This is a genomic window from Domibacillus sp. DTU_2020_1001157_1_SI_ALB_TIR_016 (assembly GCF_032341995.1).
GTDB lineage: Bacteria > Bacillota > Bacilli > Bacillales > Domibacillaceae > Domibacillus > Domibacillus indicus_A.
Window position 1 is genome coordinate 1954387 of record NZ_CP135439.1, and the last position, 18541, is coordinate 1972927.

The window sequence follows — 18541 nt, forward strand, 5'->3', positions numbered from 1 at the left end:
TTTTGTTCTTTGTATAAACGAGTGAGTTACTTTAATCTTCTTATAAATCCTAATTGAAAAAGTGAATACTCTTTTGATAGGTAGAGGTCAACTAGCTTTTTCAATTAGGAAATAATTTTTGTCTGAATTTTCAATCTTTTATAGTTTTAAGAAAGCTTATTTTAAACATTCGAATAGAATATCAGTGGCACTCACGGCATCATTCTTTTGAACAATTTCTTCTATTCTTTCTAAGCCAATCGCATCTACCAATTCATCCAGTTTTTTAATCATCCGTACATTTTGTTTACATTCTTCAATTGGATTTTCCCGGACAGGGAAAGTATCAAAGTAAATTGCTTCATTATAGTTAAACTTTTTAGCGTAATAAATAAATTCTAACGTCTGCAAGAATGAAGCGGAGCCAACCATTAAACCATCATCGTTAAGTCCATATCCGTCATTAATGTGTATCCCGTAAAGCTTTCCTTTATCGGCAACCAAGTTTAAACCAAATGCGGGATTTTCATGTTTCATTAACATGTGGCAATAATCAAGGGTCACCCCTACATTGTCTCGATCGATTTCATTCACCATTAGTAATGACAAACCAACACTATCAATTAAAGAGTATGATCTTGGCTGAAATGGCTTATATTCAATACTGATTTTTAAATCCGGAGCAAAGTCTGCAATTTTGATAAAATAGTTTTTCACTTGGTGCCATGCTTTTAAATAATCCGTCTGGAATGCATAATCAAATCCATCATACCCTAGCCAGACCGTGATAGTTTTTCCGCCTAGTTCTCGGCAAATCTTTGTTGCCTGGCAGCATAATTCAAACGCTTCCTCTGAAATATTTCCATCAATGTTTCCTAGTTCACCGTTCTTAAAATCGCTTCGAAAACGGAGCGCTAACCCATTTACTTCTAGGCCGACCCTTTTCAAAGTTTCTGCTATTTCCTCAACCGAGTGGTTTTCAAAATGTTCAGGATAATTTAAATCTACACTCGTAATTCCTTCAATTTTAGATAATTCTTCTAATGCATTAATTACATTGTTGTCTACTGCTGGTAATAATGAGTTAAGTCTCGTAGCAAGTTTCATATTTCCTCCTGAAATGTTTCATTTTTTTCATTCATTTGTTTAACTAATCAGAATATATCACCGATTGAAAAGGTTTTCAATATATTTTTTCACCAAATTTCATAAAATATCATTTTTTTTAAACCATTTTCATTTTTTTCAATATTCATTAATACTCAAGTTTTTATCTATATACTAGATATACGGTATATCCAAGATGGCTTTCACCGATATTCACAAAGCTATATTTTCAGGAAAAATACTATCGATTCAAAACTGTACAACATGAAGAGTTACTATATCACTTAAATTTAAAGAAAGACGTGCTTTTATTTCTTATAGCGTCTGTAGCAAACTGTCAGGGCTTTACCATAAGAAATCTTTTGGATGTGGATACCTTATCAACAGTAAAAGTGTACCTTTGATTAATAACTTTTTAATTATCTTTCTATTAGGCAACTTTTAAAAAAAATGGTCATTTGTGCAGTATATATTTCTCTCTCAATAAGAGATAGAATGCATCTTAGTGTTGCAGAATACCTTATATGAATATAGACAGCAAATGGTTAGTTACAAGTTCGATCTCAGTGTTGCTTAAAAATTCCACTCATCGGAAAAGATGAAGCAGCAACATTAGAAGGCCAGCTAGAAGGAAGAGTCATTCCCCCTTATTAATAAAAATAATCTAAAAAATTCAGCAAGCTTTATGAAAAGAAAATTTGGGAAGACCGGCACTCCAGCTAACCTCCCCTTTACAGCCTTTATTTTTACTGCCGCTGGATAATTGACTCTTGTACCTATAGAAAAAACACCTCCAAGTTGAATTTTTAGGTAATTTACATACCCGTTTTCAACTTAAAGGTGTTTTTATTTGTCTCACCTTATGAGGTCAGTTCCGTCCCTTGTCGCACGGGCTTTTTCTTCCATTCAAGGTGATCTGCGGGACATCCAGCTGTTTTATACCGACCGTGGGAGCGAGTTTAAAAACCAGCTCATTGATAAGATGTTAGCAGCCTTCCAGGTTGGCCGCTCTTTAAGCATGAAAGGCTGTCCATATGATAATGCCATGGCGGAAGCCACGTTTAAAATCATCAAAATAGAGTTTATCAGCCAAATGAAATTTGATAGCCTCGAGCATCTTACGCTTGAATTCAGTGATTATGTTAACTGGTTTAATAAGCTGCGAATTCATAGAACACTAGGCTACGTAAGCTCAATTGAATATAAACGATCTTCCCTTAAAGAAGTTGTCTGATTTAGTGTTGACAATCCAATTAGGTCACAATTGAGATAAAGGGCTTTAGGTCAGGAATAGATATTCCGCAAAACATTTCTATGCTATAGTAACGATTTACTAATAAATAAAAATTGAGAATTACATTAAATCTTTGTAAAGATTTCTCTAATTTAAATTTATTCTGGCAACCTGAACAATTCTCATACATGTTTATCTTCCGTAAAACAAGTTGACTTATCATACCGCACGATTTTCTCATATAAAATATATGGCATTAACTTTTTAATCACGTGCATCTGACTTCTATAGATAGAGAGAAGATTTAATTTTTTCTGAAGCAGGCGGAAGGGAATGACTTCGTTTGAGGTATCAAAGACATAGAGATTATCATGTCCTTGATCATGTAAAATTTTTGAGAGTGATTTGTGTTGGGTATGTCCATACTCCCCACAAAGATTATGTGTAACGATGCGACTAGATCTATACTTGCTAATGACCTTCCTTAAATCCTTTCCGACTAGCTGCACATCAAAGCTACCGCCATATATATCAGGATAGTCCCATATTTCATATGAAGCTCCAACCTGTTTCATTGTCTGATGAAATTCTTTTGAACGGATACTGTCTTTGCCATTGGTTAGGCATATGACCTTCCAACCTTGTTCTCTTAATAAAGCCGCTCCCCCGAAAATCGATTCATCATCGGGATGGGCGACAAACATGAGTTTATCAATCAAAATGTGACACCTCATTTTTAAATTTTCCTATTAGAAATTGCAGTCTCAAATAGTGTATGTAGAGATCATGAAGGATGACCCAGTGCATGGATAGGACAAATTGAACAAAAAATTAGTGCCGCATTCCCCTTCAAAATCCTCGATTTAGTGGGGGTTAGGCTCTAATTTTTTGTTCAAATGTCTTTAAGGAAAATCATTTATAATCTAAAAACAGCAAAAAATTGACCCCCTTCCTATGATTCATCCAGGAAGGCTTTTTCACGCTTGCAACGTTAGAATAAGTCCAAATAATTTATATACAAAAAGAGCTGCCCAATTAGAACACCTCTTTTTAAACAGACTATCATGGCCACAACCTGCAATATTTTTTGTTTTTATGGTCACACATTTGGTTATAGTCTTTACAAAAAAGCTGTTTTCGTAGCCACAAATGGTCACATTACCAGCGAACTTCCTGCTCCTTACCGGTTATCCACTGTCTCTCAATATAAGTGATGATTCATCATATAAAGGTGATTACAGATGCTGCCGGGACTTGAATTATCCATTATCATCCGCTTTATTTTCCAAAGCAACAGCGCCAAACTCTCTTAAATATGCATAGACCAAAGAGAAGAGAAACAAGGAAGCCGAGTATTGCAATAATGATAGTGAAAGTAGCACCAATGGTTTCTAGTCCAAGGAGCGAGAAGAAACCAGGGATTGCAGGTGTTGTCCCCCACACCGTTAGCAGCAGCAGCACTACACCCACTAAAAACCCTAGGAACATCTCAAAAATACTACACATAGGATGTTTCGTAAGCACAGAAATCCACCTCCTTTCATAGGAATAACTGTCCTACCATATAATACGTGGCTGCTTGAGAGCCCGTTAAAGAGAAACGCACAGAGAAGCTAAAAAAGTATCAATGAAAGTATCAATGAAAGATCCCTGATATCCGTAAAATTTTTTCATTCTACTGCTGCGCAAGGAAAAGGGGACCATCGCTTTCCAAGCAAAGCGATATAAAAGCGCTATCGTAGTGAAAGCTGTCCAGGAAGCAAGCCGGCGCTAAAGGATTATTATCAAACAAACGAGGCATGGGTAATAACGAATAATACGTTCACCAAAAACGACTGTAACTGCGCAGAACGGCTTAACAGGATAGTTACTTAATTTTGAAAATGGGTATAGAATACCTAATAACAATTTGAAGGTGGAGACAAGAGTCTGTTATCCAGCTGAGGTAAAGATGAAAGCCGTAGAAATGAGGCTGGCAGGGATACCAGCCAAAGAAGTAATGAACGAATTAAATATTCGAGAGGCCAAAACATCGATAAAATAGTACAGAGCAGGTAAACTTCACCGGCTTGAACAGCCAGTAGGCACGTCATATTCCTTTAGAAAAGGGCCTAAGAATGAAAGTGAAACGGAGCAGTAAACCGGTATTTGAAACAGCAGATTGCAGTCCTAAAAATACGAAGAATTGGATGAAAAGATGGGATAGATTATCAATATCGCTGGCCTTTTCATGCAATATTAAGTAAAAAACCGCCAAAAAGTTCTCTTAAAGCAACTTCCCCAAAAATAGGCTATTCGATTGCTTTCAGCACGGCACGCACCGGACTTCCATCTGCTTCCACAAGCGGCAGCGGAAGAGCGGCCAGTTCATAATCTCCCTCAGCGATATGATCGAGTACAATTCCCTCTAAAATATGTAATCCGTAATGAGTGAGTTCGTGATGGGCTGATAACTCCTTACTGTCCAGCGGATCGACCGATGGTAAGTCTAAACCAATCAGCCGTACACCGCATTGTGACAAGTAAGCGGCTACTTCCGGTTCAAGATATGGGATGGATTTCGGAAAGACAGTTCGGTTTTTCCATGCCCCTGTGTAAATCAGCAGACGAGTCACCCCATCCAAATCAAAATCACGCAAGTCATTTACACCAATGCTCGCCTTGTCTAATAGGTGGATGACACGGGTCAGGCCGATATATAAATTGAAATCCAATTCCAACACTCGTTTGCCTTCATTATCAAAATGGAAAGGTGCATCAATATGTGTTCCCGTATGAGTGCTCATGGTTATTTGCCCAACATTGACCGATCCGCTTTCTTCTTTACTCCAATTCACTTTATATGTAAAAGGTGTATCCCCCGGCCAGACAGCTACGTTTCCGTCTAATCTTTGCGAAATATCAATCCACTTATTCATATAGCACCCCTTCAATTTATATTTATAATCTTCTCGTGAATTCCTAACACTACTCTGCTAGAGCGTATATGTAAAAATGCTCAGGGGCAATCAGGCAGCCGCATATCTCGCGTGTCCGCTAGATTACCCCCGATGTAGATTAAAGTTTCGTTCTTAAACTCCATAGCTCCGGAAAAAAGTGGTGATCAAGTGCTCTCTTTAAATACGTAACGCCCGATGAACCACCAGTTCCTTGTTTGTTTCCAATGATTCGCTCAACTGTACTCATATGGTTAAAACGCCATAGTTGTTGCTGATTTCCGATATCTACAAGTTTTTCTGCCAATTCATATAAGTCCCAATACTGGTCGACATTTCGGTAAACTGTCAGCCAAGCCTCTTCTACACTGGCATTGGCCTCATAATTCTGTGACCAATCTCTCTCAAGCGCTCCTTGATCAACCGGCAATCCCCTTTGTGCTAAGGCCTGGATAGCAGCATCATAAATACTCGGTTGATCTAACGCTTCAGTCAATTTTTCATAAAGCTCTGTTTGATGCTGGTAAACTAATAAGGTATGAGCATTTTTGTTTCCAAGACCAAATTCAATCAAACGGTTTTGATAAGATTGGAAGCCAGATGAATGTCCAAGTTTATCTCGAAACTCCATGTACTCCGCCGGGGTCAATGTGGATAGTACACTCCATGACTGGATTAATTGCTGCTGAATTCTTGATACTCGTGACAGCATTTTAAAAGACGGCTCTAAATCATTACGGCGAATGCATGCAGTTGCTGCTGAAAGCTCGTGTAAAATAAGTTTCATCCACAGCTCACTTGCTTGATGAATGATTATAAACAACATTTCATCATGATGGCCTGATAATCGGTGCTGACTTGATAAAACCTTATCAAGCTGAAGATAATCCCCATAAGACATATCTTTTTGAAAGTCTGTCCGGATCTCTTTTTCTAGGACGGGTTTTACAGCAGGCTCTTTATCGTTTGGATTTATCATTGTATACTCCCCCTTTTCTTCTTTTACACATCCATGTTCTTTGATCTAATTAACTTTCACATCATTGTCAGGTATACTTGGAGCTTTTTGTAACGCTGTGTGATTCGTGTTTTTCTTTTTCCACACCATGTAAGCAACGGTCAAGAATATTAACCATGGTACTCCAAACAAAAGCATGATTTTAAACGGTGTAACCCAAGTCGTCAACATAAGGCTTAATAAAAGCAAGGCTCCTACAATCGTTAAATACGGAAAACCTATCATTTTAACCGGTAACTTGCGCCCGCCGTTTCTCTCCCACTGCTTGCGGAAAAACAAGTGAGAGATAAATACCATAAACCAAGTGAAAAGAGCACCGAACATCGAAATCCCCATCATGAATCCATAAGAGGAGTTGGGCACGAGCGCATTTACTGCTGCTGCCAGAAAGATACCGCCTGTCGAAACAGCAAGGGCTTTTGAAGGAATCCCTTTTTTGCTTATCTTTCCAAAGAAGGCAGGCGCATAGCCTCCTTGTGACAGAGAATACATCATGCGGGTAGAAGCATAGAGCTGACTGTTCATCGCGGATAAAGCCGCTGTTAAAATGATAAAGTTCATAATCCCGGAAGCTCCTGGAATATTTAAAATTTCCATAACTTTTACGAACGGACTCTTGTCTACCCCGGCGGACTGCCACGGAACAATCATTAACATAATGGCAATGGTGAGTACATAAAATGTGGATAAACGGAACACGGTCGCTTTCAACGCTTTAGGTACTGCAATATCCGGTTCTTTTGCTTCACCAGCTGTCACGGCTATCATTTCAGTACCTAAGAAGCTAAATAAGGAAATAAAAATCGCAACCCACATTCCCCACCAGCCGAACGGCATGAAGCCTCCATCATTTACAAGGTTTTGAGGGCCGAGGCTCGATTGATTTGAACCTCCGAATAAAATGTAAGAACCAAGAAGAATGAAAAGCACGATTGCGCTTACTTTAATCATAGAGAACCAGTATTCAAATGTAGCGAATGTATTGACGCTTGTTGCATTTACATAGATGAGGACGAGAGCAAAAAACAAAATCCATATGAAGCCTGGAACGTCGGGGAACCAATATTTCATATAAACGGCAATGGCACTTACTTCTACTCCAACAGCCAAAACATTTCCCACCCAATACGAGTACCGTACAATAAAGCCAGCCCAAGGGTTAATATATTTTTCAGCAATCGTCCCGAACGAACCGGAAGTAGGATGAGCCACTGTCATTTCCGCCAGACATCCCATTAAAAGCAAAACGATAAACGCCCCTATTGCGTAACTAAGCAATACGCTTGGTCCTGCAGTTCCGATAGCCATGCCGCTGCCAAGGAATAATCCTGTTCCAATTGCGCAGCCCATCGCAATCATCGTAATCTGACCTGTTTTTAGATCACGCTTTAATCCTGGCTCCCCATTATGATTCCCCATCTTTCATCCCCCTTGTTCTCCCGAAACTTTCGGCGTTATGCTACCACTTCGCGCTCATTTGCAAACTTTTCATATTGCTTTTCAGCCATGATATTTTTGAGGGTTTGAACAGCTTTCCATACTTCTTCATAGGAAGAATATAAGGCCACCGGTGCTAAACGAATAATATTAGGTGCACGGAAATCTGGAACAATTCCATTTTCCTTCAATGATTTGCAAATCCGTGCCGCTTCCTTATGCTCAAGACTAATATGTCCTCCGCGGCGTACATCGTCTCTGGGGTTTCCGATTGTAAAGCCCATATCCTTTAACTCATATTCGATTAAATCCATTAAATAACGATTGATCAAGAGAGACTTTTCCCGAATATTTTCAATCCCCGCTTCTTTAAAGATTTCAAGAGAACCAATCAAAGGCGCGAGGCTTAATACATGAGGCGTTCCAATCTGGAAAGCTCCTGCTGTTTCTGCCGGAGTCAATGTATGCTCCATATCGAATTGTTTGTCTTTTCTTGATCCAAACCAGCCGGCCAACCCTGGATGTGTACCAAAATGCTTTCGATTAACATATATTCCTCCGACAGACCCTGGCCCCCCGTTCAAATGTTTATAATTGCACCAGTATGCAAAGTCAACCCCCCACTCGCTAAATGAATGAGGAATGGCGCCTACAGAATGGCAGCCATCAAAACCGATCAAGATCCCTCTTTTATGAGCTTCTTCTGTTAACCGCTTCATGTTCAAAATTTGTCCGCTTCGATATAAAACAGTCGGTAAGATGATTAAGGCAATATCATCAGTCATCGCCGCAATGATATCGTCTTCTTCCAAAAAGCGGCCATCCTTGCTTTTCACACAAATAAGATGGGTCTCCGGATCGTACCCGTGAAGACGAAGTTGGCTTTGAAGCGCATAAATGTCAGAGGGGAACGTTAACTCATCAGCTAAAATTTTCGTACGTCTCCCTTCTGGTTTATAGAATGATGCGACAAGCTGATGCAAATTCACCGTCGTGGAACCAGTCGCAATCACTTCTTCAGGTGAAGCTCCTACGAGTGGCGCACACATTTCTCCCACTCTTTCGGACATTAAAAACCATGGATGATTCCCCTGTGTCCAGCCGTCAATTCCAAGTTCTTTCCAATCGGCCAAAGACTCTAAAATTGTCTTTTCTGCTCTTTTAGAGAGAAGTCCCAATGAGTTTCCATCCATATAGATGGAATTCGGTTTTAAATAAAATTCCTGGCGGAAGTGCGAAAGCTTATCATCTTGATCAAGACTTTGAGCGAACTCTACTGTTGGTTGAAAAGAATATGAAAGCATCCTAATCCTCCCTGTTTCTATTTTTATTATTGTACTAGCGCAATCGTACCAAAGAATATGACATGATGTCAATAACAAATCTGAATATTCTAATAACATCTAAAGGCTTTAAGTGTTCTTCATAAATCACCCTTTAGTTTTGAAGATAATCCATATATGCTAGAATTAACAAAATACATTTAAGAGAGGATTAACGAGCAGTGAAAAAAGACGAAGTCGTTGATAAGCGCCATTTGCGTTCGATCCTGACAAGAGAAAAACTATTAGAAGCTGCAAAACAAGTATTTCTTGAAGAGGGGTTTCAAAAAGCGACTATTTCTCAAATCATTAAGAAAGCAAATGTCGGATATGGAACTGCATATGTTCATTTTGAAGGAAAAGATGATCTTTTAATCGTCTTAATGGAAGGTGTTATGGCACAATTTTATCAGATTGCCGAGATTCCTTTTTCTCCAAAATCTAAAACAGAGGCTGAACAAATTATTCAAGAACAGGCTACTTCTTTTTTAAAATTAGCAGAAAAAGAGCGGGCAATGATGCAGGTTTTTGAACAAGCAATCGGCTCTTCCCCTATTGCGTCTCATAAATGGAAAGAAATTAGGGAGAAGTTTATCCAAAGAATTTCTCAAGACGTTTTCTATTCTCAGAATAATAATTTGGCAAGGCCTGGATTGAACCATGAACTTGTGGCACGAGGCTGGTTTTTTGCAAACGAAATGTATTTATGGGAAATCGTTCGCGAAGAACATAAAGCACCTGTTGAGGAAATTGCCAAAACAATTACAGCCGTTTATGCAGCAGGGCTTTATTTATAAAATCCAAGGTATTCATTCAGTTCTAAGGGGTGACGCTTTGGTTTTAAAAATTTAACATGGCTATCCTTTCATCATGTCAAATTTGCGAGAAACCAAGTTAAAGTTAGTTACTAGCTTAAAAAAGCCGATCAGCTGGTCGCAGACACCTGTGCAGTCATGCAAACGTACAAAAAAGATAAAACGGCCCCGAATGGGAGGTTTGAAAACCACGTTGTCTACAGTCTGTGAATTCTTACGCAGAACTCTTGTCTTTATATTAAACAATTTTAATAAAACAGAGTAGCCCTTAAAGGCTGTTGGTTATTTCATAATGAATCGCTCTTTATTTTTACTCTGTGCCGTATAAAATCTGTAAGGCGTAGTAAGCCATCACTGCCTGATAACGTACAGTTTGATCTTCCTCTTCTATAGCTGCGGATAAAAGCAAAAGCTTCGGAGAGAAGAATCACCTAACTCTAGAAAAGCTTAATTCGCCAATATAAAAAACCAGCAATTCGAATACAAAAACACCACCTGAAATTTATTCAGGTGGTGTTTATCTATATAAAAGGAGGTGACTGTTGCAACACCTACCTTTTCTTTATAGCTTTTCCTTAAATCATATTCTGTTTCGTGGAATATAATTCCAAAGTAAAAGAACAGCTTCCGCTGTTCTCCTGTACGTGCCTGGCGGCGTCCTGCTCTCACAGGGGGAAACCCCCAACTACCATCGGCGCTGAAGAGCTTAACGGCCGTGTTCGGGATGGGAACGGGTGTGACCTCTTCGCTATTGCCACCAGACTATGTATGGAACAAAATTGTTCCTTCAAAACTGGATAATCTCTGTAAAGTAACGGCATACCGTGCCATTGTTAATCTTTTTTTTTTTTTTTTTATGGACACACCCTCGGCATTTCTTGATTAAGTCCTCGATCGATTAGTATTCGTCAGCTCCATGCGTCACCGCACTTCCACCTCGAACCTATCTACCTCGTCATCTTCAAGGGATCTTACTTACTTGCGTAATGGGAAATCTCATCTTGAGGGGGGCTTCATGCTTAGATGCTTTCAGCACTTATCCCGTCCACACATAGCTACCCAGCGATGCCTCTGGCGAGACAACTGGTACACCAGCGGTGTGTCCATCCCGGTCCTCTCGTACTAAGGACAGCTCCTCTCAAATTTCCTGCGCCCGCGACGGATAGGGACCGAACTGTCTCACGACGTTCTGAACCCAGCTCGCGTACCGCTTTAATGGGCGAACAGCCCAACCCTTGGGACCGACTACAGCCCCAGGATGCGATGAGCCGACATCGAGGTGCCAAACCTCCCCGTCGATGTGGACTCTTGGGGGAGATAAGCCTGTTATCCCCGGGGTAGCTTTTATCCGTTGAGCGATGGCCCTTCCATGCGGAACCACCGGATCACTAAGCCCGACTTTCGTCCCTGCTCGACTTGTAGGTCTCGCAGTCAAGCTCCCTTGTGCCTTTACACTCTGCGAATGATTTCCAACCATTCTGAGGGAACCTTTGGGCGCCTCCGTTACATTTTAGGAGGCGACCGCCCCAGTCAAACTGCCCGCCTGACACTGTCTCCCACCCGGATCACGGGTGCGGGTTAGAATTTCAACACAGTCAGGGCAGTATCCCACCAGCGCCTCCACCGAAGCTGGCGCTCCGGCTTCCAAGGCTCCTGCCTATCCTGTGCAGACTGTGCCAAAATTCAATATCAGGCTGCAGTAAAGCTCCACGGGGTCTTTCCGTCCTGTCGCGGGTAACCTGCATCTTCACAGGTACTATAATTTCACCGAGTCTCTCGTTGAGACAGTGCCCAGATCGTTGCGCCTTTCGTGCGGGTCGGAACTTACCCGACAAGGAATTTCGCTACCTTAGGACCGTTATAGTTACGGCCGCCGTTTACTGGGGCTTCAATTCAGACCTTCGCTTGCGCTAAGCCCTCCTCTTAACCTTCCAGCACCGGGCAGGCGTCAGCCCCTATACGTCGCCTTGCGGCTTTGCAGAGACCTGTGTTTTTGCTAAACAGTCGCCTGGGCCTATTCACTGCGGCTCTCTCGGGCTTGCACCCTACCAGAGCACCCCTTCTCCCGAAGTTACGGGGTCATTTTGCCGAGTTCCTTAACGAGAGTTCACTCGCTCACCTTAGGATTCTCTCCTCGCCTACCTGTGTCGGTTTGCGGTACGGGCACCTTACATCTCGCTAGAGGCTTTTCTTGGCAGTGTGGAATCGAAGACTTCGGTACTAAAATTCCCTCGTCATCACAGCTCAGCCTTAACGGAAACGGGATTTGCCTCATTTCCAGCCTGACTGCTTAAACACGCGTATCCAGCTGCGTGATCTCCTATCCTCCTGCGTCCCCCCATCACTCAAACGATGCTTGGTGGTACAGGAATATCAACCTGTTATCCATCGCCTACGCCTTTCGGCCTCGGCTTAGGTCCCGACTAACCCTGAGAGGACGAGCCTTCCTCAGGAAACCTTAGGCATTCGGTGGAAGGGATTCTCACCCTTCTTTCGCTACTCATACCGGCATTCTCACTTCCAGACGCTCCACCAGTCCTTCCGGTCTGACTTCACAGCCTCTGGAACGCTCTCCTACCACTGACACCATAAGGTGTCAATCCACAGCTTCGGTGATACGTTTAGCCCCGGTACATTTTCGGCGCAGAGTCACTCGACCAGTGAGCTATTACGCACTCTTTAAATGGTGGCTGCTTCTAAGCCAACATCCTGGTTGTCTGGGCAACTCCACATCCTTTTCCACTTAACGTATACTTTGGGACCTTAGCTGGTGGTCTGGGCTGTTTCCCTCTTGACTACGGATCTTATCACTCGCAGTCTGACTCCCAAACATAAGTATCTGGCATTCGGAGTTTGTCTGAATTCGGTAACCCGGGATGGGCCCCTAGTCCAAACAGTGCTCTACCTCCAGTACTCTTCGTTTGAGGCTAGCCCTAAAGCTATTTCGGAGAGAACCAGCTATCTCCAGGTTCGATTGGAATTTCACCGCTACCCACACCTCATCCCCGCACTTTTCAACGTGCGTGGGTTCGGACCTCCAGTGAGTGTTACCTCACCTTCATCCTGGACATGGGTAGATCACCTGGTTTCGGGTCTACGACCTCATACTCATGCGCCCTATTCAGACTCGCTTTCGCTGCGGCTCCGCTTTATCAGCTTAACCTTGCATGAAATCGTAACTCGCCGGTTCATTCTACAAAAGGCACGCTATCACCCGTTAAAGGGCTCTAACTACTTGTAGGCACACGGTTTCAGGATCTCTTTCACTCCCCTTCCGGGGTGCTTTTCACCTTTCCCTCACGGTACTGGTTCACTATCGGTCACTAGGGAGTATTTAGCCTTGGGAGATGGTCCTCCCGGATTCCGACGGAATTCCTCGTGTTCCGCCGTACTCAGGATACACTCAAGAGAGAAGAAGATTTCAGCTACAGGGCTGTTACCTTGTTCCGCGGACCTTTCCAGGTCGCTTCACCTATCCTCTTCCTTTGTAACTCCGTATAGAGTGTCCTACAACCCCAGAAGGCAAGCCTTCTGGTTTGGGCTATATCCCGTTTCGCTCGCCGCTACTCAGGGAATCGCGTTTGCTTTCTCTTCCTCCGGGTACTTAGATGTTTCAGTTCCCCGGGTATGCCTCCTCCTGCCCTATGTATTCAGGCAGGGGTACCATCCCATTACGGATGGTGGGTTTCCCCATTCGGAAATCTCCGGATCAAAGCTTACTTACAGCTCCCCGGAGCATATCGGTGTTAGTCCCGTCCTTCGTCGGCTCCTAGTGCCAAGGCATCCACCGTGCGCCCTTTCTAACTTAACCTAAAATGGCGATTACTCGGTATTGCTTGGTGTTACTTTACGATATTATCCAGTTTTCAAAGAACAATCATGTTTGTTATAGAAGGAATTCATCCTTCAAAACTGAACAAAATAACGCGTCAACGTGTGTGAGAACCAAGTTCTCACTTCCGTAAATATCCTTAGAAAGGAGGTGATCCAGCCGCACCTTCCGATACGGCTACCTTGTTACGACTTCACCCCAATCATCTGCCCCACCTTCGGCGGCTGGCTCCCGTAAGGGTTACCCCACCGACTTCGGGTGTTGCAAACTCTCGTGGTGTGACGGGCGGTGTGTACAAGGCCCGGGAACGTATTCACCGCGGCATGCTGATCCGCGATTACTAGCGATTCCAGCTTCATGCAGGCGAGTTGCAGCCTGCAATCCGAACTGAGAATGGTTTTATGGGATTGGCTAAACCTCGCGGTCTTGCAGCCCTTTGTACCATCCATTGTAGCACGTGTGTAGCCCAGGTCATAAGGGGCATGATGATTTGACGTCATCCCCACCTTCCTCCGGTTTGTCACCGGCAGTCACCTTAGAGTGCCCAACTAAATGCTGGCAACTAAGATCAAGGGTTGCGCTCGTTGCGGGACTTAACCCAACATCTCACGACACGAGCTGACGACAACCATGCACCACCTGTCACCGCTGTCCCCGAAGGGAAAGCCCTGTCTCCAGGGAGGTCAGCGGGATGTCAAGACCTGGTAAGGTTCTTCGCGTTGCTTCGAATTAAACCACATGCTCCACCGCTTGTGCGGGCCCCCGTCAATTCCTTTGAGTTTCAGCCTTGCGGCCGTACTCCCCAGGCGGAGTGCTTAATGCGTTAGCTGCAGCACTGAGGGGCGGAAACCCCCCAACACTTAGCACTCATCGTTTACGGCGTGGACTACCAGGGTATCTAATCCTGTTCGCTCCCCACGCTTTCGCGCCTCAGCGTCAGTTACAGACCAAAGAGCCGCCTTCGCCACTGGTGTTCCTCCACATCTCTACGCATTTCACCGCTACACGTGGAATTCCGCTCTTCTCTTCTGCACTCAAGCCTTCCAGTTTCCAATGACCCTCCACGGTTGAGCCGTGGGCTTTCACATCAGACTTAAAAGGCCGCCTGCGCGCGCTTTACGCCCAATAATTCCGGACAACGCTTGCCACCTACGTATTACCGCGGCTGCTGGCACGTAGTTAGCCGTGGCTTTCTGGCCAGGTACCGTCAAGGTACGGGCAGTTACTCCCGTACTTGTTCTTCCCTGACAACAGAGTTTTACGATCCGAAAACCTTCTTCACTCACGCGGCGTTGCTCCGTCAGACTTTCGTCCATTGCGGAAGATTCCCTACTGCTGCCTCCCGTAGGAGTCTGGGCCGTGTCTCAGTCCCAGTGTGGCCGATCACCCTCTCAGGTCGGCTACGCATCGTCGCCTTGGTGAGCCGTTACCTCACCAACTAGCTAATGCGCCGCGGGCCCATCCTGCAGTGACAGCCGAAGCCGCCTTTTAAAAGGAAACCATGAGGTTTCCAATGTTATTCGGTATTAGCCCCGGTTTCCCGGAGTTATCCCAATCTGCAGGGCAGGTTGCCCACGTGTTACTCACCCGTCCGCCGCTGACTTCCGGGAGCAAGCTCCCTTCTGTCCGCTCGACTTGCATGTATTAGGCACGCCGCCAGCGTTCGTCCTGAGCCAGGATCAAACTCTCCAAAAAAGTTTGACTTGCTCATTTGTTTCCATTAAAACACGGGGTGTTTTTAATGGAAGATAAAAATTTAAAACGTTGACGTTTATTTTGTTCAGTTTTCAAAGATCAATTTCATCTAATGCCTCAAGAGGCAACTAATCAATCATACCATACACAGAAGCTTAGGTCAACAACTTTTTTCGAAAGTGTTTTTTCGATAAATTGTCATAAAAACAAAAGCTTATATCATCATGCCGCATTTCATTACGACAGGATAAATATCATATCATATAATCACTTTATTAGTCAACAACATTTTTTGATTAATAATTATTAAAGAAGAAATGTTGCTGTTTTTCATCGCTGTATTAGCGACGGATAATAATATACCATGTATGAATTTCTATTTCAATAACTTTATTGATGTTTTTATTACCTAAATTACCTTTTTGTTCTCAATGCGATCCATCATTAAAGATAATGAATCGATGAATGAACTGTACTTCTCCTGGAACACTATAGATCGAGGAGTGGTGGTTTAAAGCTTTCTTCTATCTATCCACCGATAAGGATATTAAAATCACTATATCGAAAATAAATAATAAATCATACTCTTATTCGCCATCGAGCTTTCTTCAAAAAAAGCTAGATAATCAATGGGTTACAGTGGAGTACAGTGATGAAATAGCTTTCCGGCTATCGTTGAGACTTTAATGCCTAATACAACGTGCTACAGCAGGTAGCTCTCTTGATGCACGTTCATTTAAAAAGCCTCTTACAGCAGGAGTTTATCGAGTTGCGCGTCTTCTAGGGAATTCAACTGATTTTAAAATTGTTGAATAGGCGGCCAATAGGCCGCTCTTTTTCTGCAGATAGAGAGCTTATGTGAACTTCTCCAACTAATTGCTGCGCAATTTGAAGGAGTCTTCTGGCCGGTAATGCAATAAAAAAAGAACGACTGATAATGAATCAGCCGCTCCATGTATATTATTTATTTGAACCTCATTGTTGTTACGGTCTAAAAGCCAAATTCGGCTGTTCTCCATCATCCACTCTATCTTGATCAAAAATTCCTTGATATGATTCCTGCTCATAAATCCTACTCAACAACATTGCATTCAAAAAGTTACGAACTACCTCAATATTACGCTGCTCTTTCGGGAAAACATCCATGCGGACCCTCAGCAGCCTGCCGATCTCGTCTAAAACAGAAAGACATCCTTTTTGGCTAGCTTCTGGGTCACTGTTGTATTCAGCTTCGAAATCTATATTCCCCAGTAACATCTTGATCGCACTAAGTTGAGCGTCGGTTCCATCAATTACATCCTTATCGCCCGTCATTGATAAATGAATATTGATGAATGGATCAACAAAAAGGCGTGTGCTTCTGTTTAAGGCTTTGTCTTCTGCTGACATGAATGCTCTCCCCTTTCTATTATCGGTTTTATTGTAACAAGGAACGAATGTTAAGATTGTAAAAGTTTGGTTAAAAAGTGTTTAAGTCCTTCTCATTGACCTCCAGATTTCATCATGTTCCATACACTAACGACATGTAGCTGTATGTACTTCATATTTATTCCTAAATCAAAGGATGTTCAATTTCCTAAAACACATCCCCAGATCTCCATAGAAAAAAAGCGGCAGCGGCAGCTACAACCAAACCGTTCTATATATATCATGTATATATCAACAGAAACCGCTACTTCTTTTCCCGGATAATCTACGGGAAACTAGCAGCAGGTAATTGATCCTCTGTTATTGTTAATTTTTCCTTTAACGGTTTCTTGCCTCCTGGAAACGAAGCATGCCTCATATTAATTCGAGAACAACAGCAGGATGACTACTGGGTTCGAACCAGCGACTTCTACCCTGTCAAGGAAACGCTCTCCCAGTCCGTTATTTCTTTCGTTTCCTCCAGCATCAACTCATCGGTATGTCACGCGTTTTTCCATTATCTTTTGTAATGAAGAAAAAGGCCGGGAGCTGATGACGTAAAACGAACCTAGAAAATGTTTTGCCTGAAGTGCCAGCGTTATATTAGATATACGGACTATGTAGTGATCGATAACTTATTCAACATCCATCATTTCGCCTGTGGATCGGCTGCTTTTCCATCTGAACCGTTCATGGATACGGGAACTTATGCGATTATTTATCGGCGATCCCTGGCGTAAGCAGGCCGCATAACTTTTATACAAACACAAAAAGACGCCCCTCGATGAGCAGGCGTTTTTATTTTTGGAATAAAGCTGTATAAAAGCGCAAATAATATGGGTTAAACATCATTTAGGGAGCTGAGATAGTGGTATTAAGGCACAGCAACAGACTTAGATATGACAAAATGTCGATTTACATGCTTTACGCCATAATTCTTTTCTTCATCCTGCGAAACATTAAAGTATTTATCGGCTATGCCCTGCTTGCCGTTCTTTTAGCGATACCGTATTTTTTTCTGCGCTGGTATGTAAAGAATGAGGAGAAACGAAAACTACTGCAGGCAGGATTAGATGAAATCGACCGCATGGATGGTATCCAGTTCGAGAAATACTTAGGCGCTTTGTTTACGGGTAAGGGTTATACAGTGCAATATACTCCCGCAACCGGCGACTATGGTGCCGATTTGTTGCTGTGTAAGGAAAACCGGACCATTGCAGTCCAAGCAAAGCGATATAATAGTGCTGTCGGAGTTAAAGCTGTCCAGGAAGTGAGCGGTGCTAAAGGGTATTATCGAACAAACGAGGCATGGGTTATAACGAATAATACGTTCACCAAAAACGCCTGCAACTGCGCAGAACGGCTTACCGTGAGACTAATCGACCGAAGTGACCTAATAAATTTAATTGTGGAAAGCAAGGTAATCGATCAAGCGCAAGAAAAGCCCCGTCCGGTTTAGTCCGGCGGGGTTATTCTATTTAACACTTTTCGAAAACAGCGCTGCACCGCAGCTCATTGACGATTGAACAAGGCAGCGTTAGCCCGGCAATAACCAAGTCAGATGGGACGGCAGTACGATAGTAACACCGGATTATAAAATATTATGCACCAAAAAGCCACCGACTGTTAAGCCGATGGCTACTCTGTCATTATTGATCCGCCGACAAAAGCGAATCGCTGAATATATAACCAGGATCTTTACCGTCATTCCCGTAGACACGAACGTCATTCAAGTCGGTAAAAGCACGATATTCCGCAT

The 18541-nt window shown here is 42.8% G+C and carries 11 protein-coding genes and 3 rRNA genes; 3 read left to right on the plus strand and 11 right to left on the minus strand.

Annotated elements, in window-relative coordinates; genetic code table 11:
• Window positions 1–156 precede the first annotated feature (156 nt).
• Window positions 157–1086, minus strand: a complete 930-nt coding sequence (locus RRU94_RS17900) for a sugar phosphate isomerase/epimerase family protein (RefSeq protein WP_315692198.1) — start codon at window positions 1084–1086, stop codon at window positions 157–159.
• 850 nt (window positions 1087–1936) lie between these two features.
• Here RRU94_RS17900 and RRU94_RS17905 point away from each other — a divergent pair.
• Window positions 1937–2320, plus strand: coding sequence for an IS3 family transposase (locus tag RRU94_RS17905; RefSeq protein ID WP_315692199.1), 384 nt, complete (start codon window positions 1937–1939; stop codon window positions 2318–2320).
• Window positions 2321–2502: 182 nt separating this feature from the next.
• Here the strand turns inward: RRU94_RS17905 and RRU94_RS17910 are convergent, their stop codons facing one another.
• The 6 genes from RRU94_RS17910 to kynU form a co-directional block, all read right to left on the minus strand.
• Entirely contained in the window at window positions 2503–3039 is a 537-nt protein-coding gene (locus RRU94_RS17910; RefSeq protein WP_315692200.1) for a PIG-L deacetylase family protein, read from the minus strand.
• 559 nt (window positions 3040–3598) lie between these two features.
• On the minus strand, window positions 3599–3844 hold the full coding sequence (locus RRU94_RS17915) for an ABC transporter (protein ID WP_315692201.1): 246 nt from the start codon (window positions 3842–3844) through the stop codon (window positions 3599–3601).
• Window positions 3845–4611: 767 nt separating this feature from the next.
• The gene (gene kynB, locus RRU94_RS17920) at window positions 4612–5238 is read right to left on the minus strand and encodes an arylformamidase (RefSeq protein WP_315692202.1); all 627 of its coding nucleotides are present in this window, start codon (window positions 5236–5238) and stop codon (window positions 4612–4614) included.
• A gap of 139 nt (window positions 5239–5377) precedes the next feature.
• Window positions 5378–6235: a tryptophan 2,3-dioxygenase gene (gene kynA, locus RRU94_RS17925; protein WP_315692203.1), complete on the minus strand. Its 858-nt coding sequence runs from the start codon at window positions 6233–6235 to the stop codon at window positions 5378–5380.
• A 45-nt stretch (window positions 6236–6280) separates the two neighbouring features.
• The gene (locus RRU94_RS17930; protein ID WP_315692204.1) at window positions 6281–7693 is read right to left on the minus strand and encodes an amino acid permease; all 1413 of its coding nucleotides are present in this window, start codon (window positions 7691–7693) and stop codon (window positions 6281–6283) included.
• Window positions 7694–7728: 35 nt separating this feature from the next.
• Window positions 7729–9015, minus strand: coding sequence for a kynureninase (gene kynU, locus RRU94_RS17935; protein WP_315692205.1), 1287 nt, complete (start codon window positions 9013–9015; stop codon window positions 7729–7731).
• 200 nt (window positions 9016–9215) lie between these two features.
• Here kynU and RRU94_RS17940 point away from each other — a divergent pair, with 200 nt between their 5' ends.
• Window positions 9216–9830 carry a TetR/AcrR family transcriptional regulator gene (locus RRU94_RS17940; protein ID WP_315692206.1) on the plus strand — a complete coding sequence of 205 codons (615 nt, stop codon included), beginning with the start codon at window positions 9216–9218 and terminating at the stop codon, window positions 9828–9830.
• Between the two features lie 664 nt (window positions 9831–10494).
• On the opposite strand, the gene rrf is transcribed toward RRU94_RS17940, so the two are convergent.
• From rrf to RRU94_RS17960, 4 genes are all read right to left on the minus strand, one after another.
• Window positions 10495–10610, minus strand: a 5S ribosomal RNA gene (gene rrf / locus RRU94_RS17945).
• Window positions 10611–10726: 116 nt separating this feature from the next.
• Window positions 10727–13659: ribosomal RNA gene (locus RRU94_RS17950) — 23S ribosomal RNA — on the minus strand.
• Window positions 13660–13823: 164 nt separating this feature from the next.
• Window positions 13824–15375: ribosomal RNA gene (locus tag RRU94_RS17955) — 16S ribosomal RNA — on the minus strand.
• The 16S, 23S and 5S rRNA genes sit together here, the layout of an rRNA operon.
• Before the next feature lie 984 nt (window positions 15376–16359).
• Window positions 16360–16764, minus strand: coding sequence for a hypothetical protein (locus RRU94_RS17960; protein WP_315692207.1), 405 nt, complete (start codon window positions 16762–16764; stop codon window positions 16360–16362).
• Window positions 16765–17689: 925 nt separating this feature from the next.
• Between RRU94_RS17960 and RRU94_RS17965 the strand changes: the two genes are divergently transcribed.
• Window positions 17690–18241, plus strand: coding sequence for a restriction endonuclease (locus RRU94_RS17965; protein WP_315692208.1), 552 nt, complete (start codon window positions 17690–17692; stop codon window positions 18239–18241).
• Window positions 18242–18541: the final 300 nt, after the last annotated feature.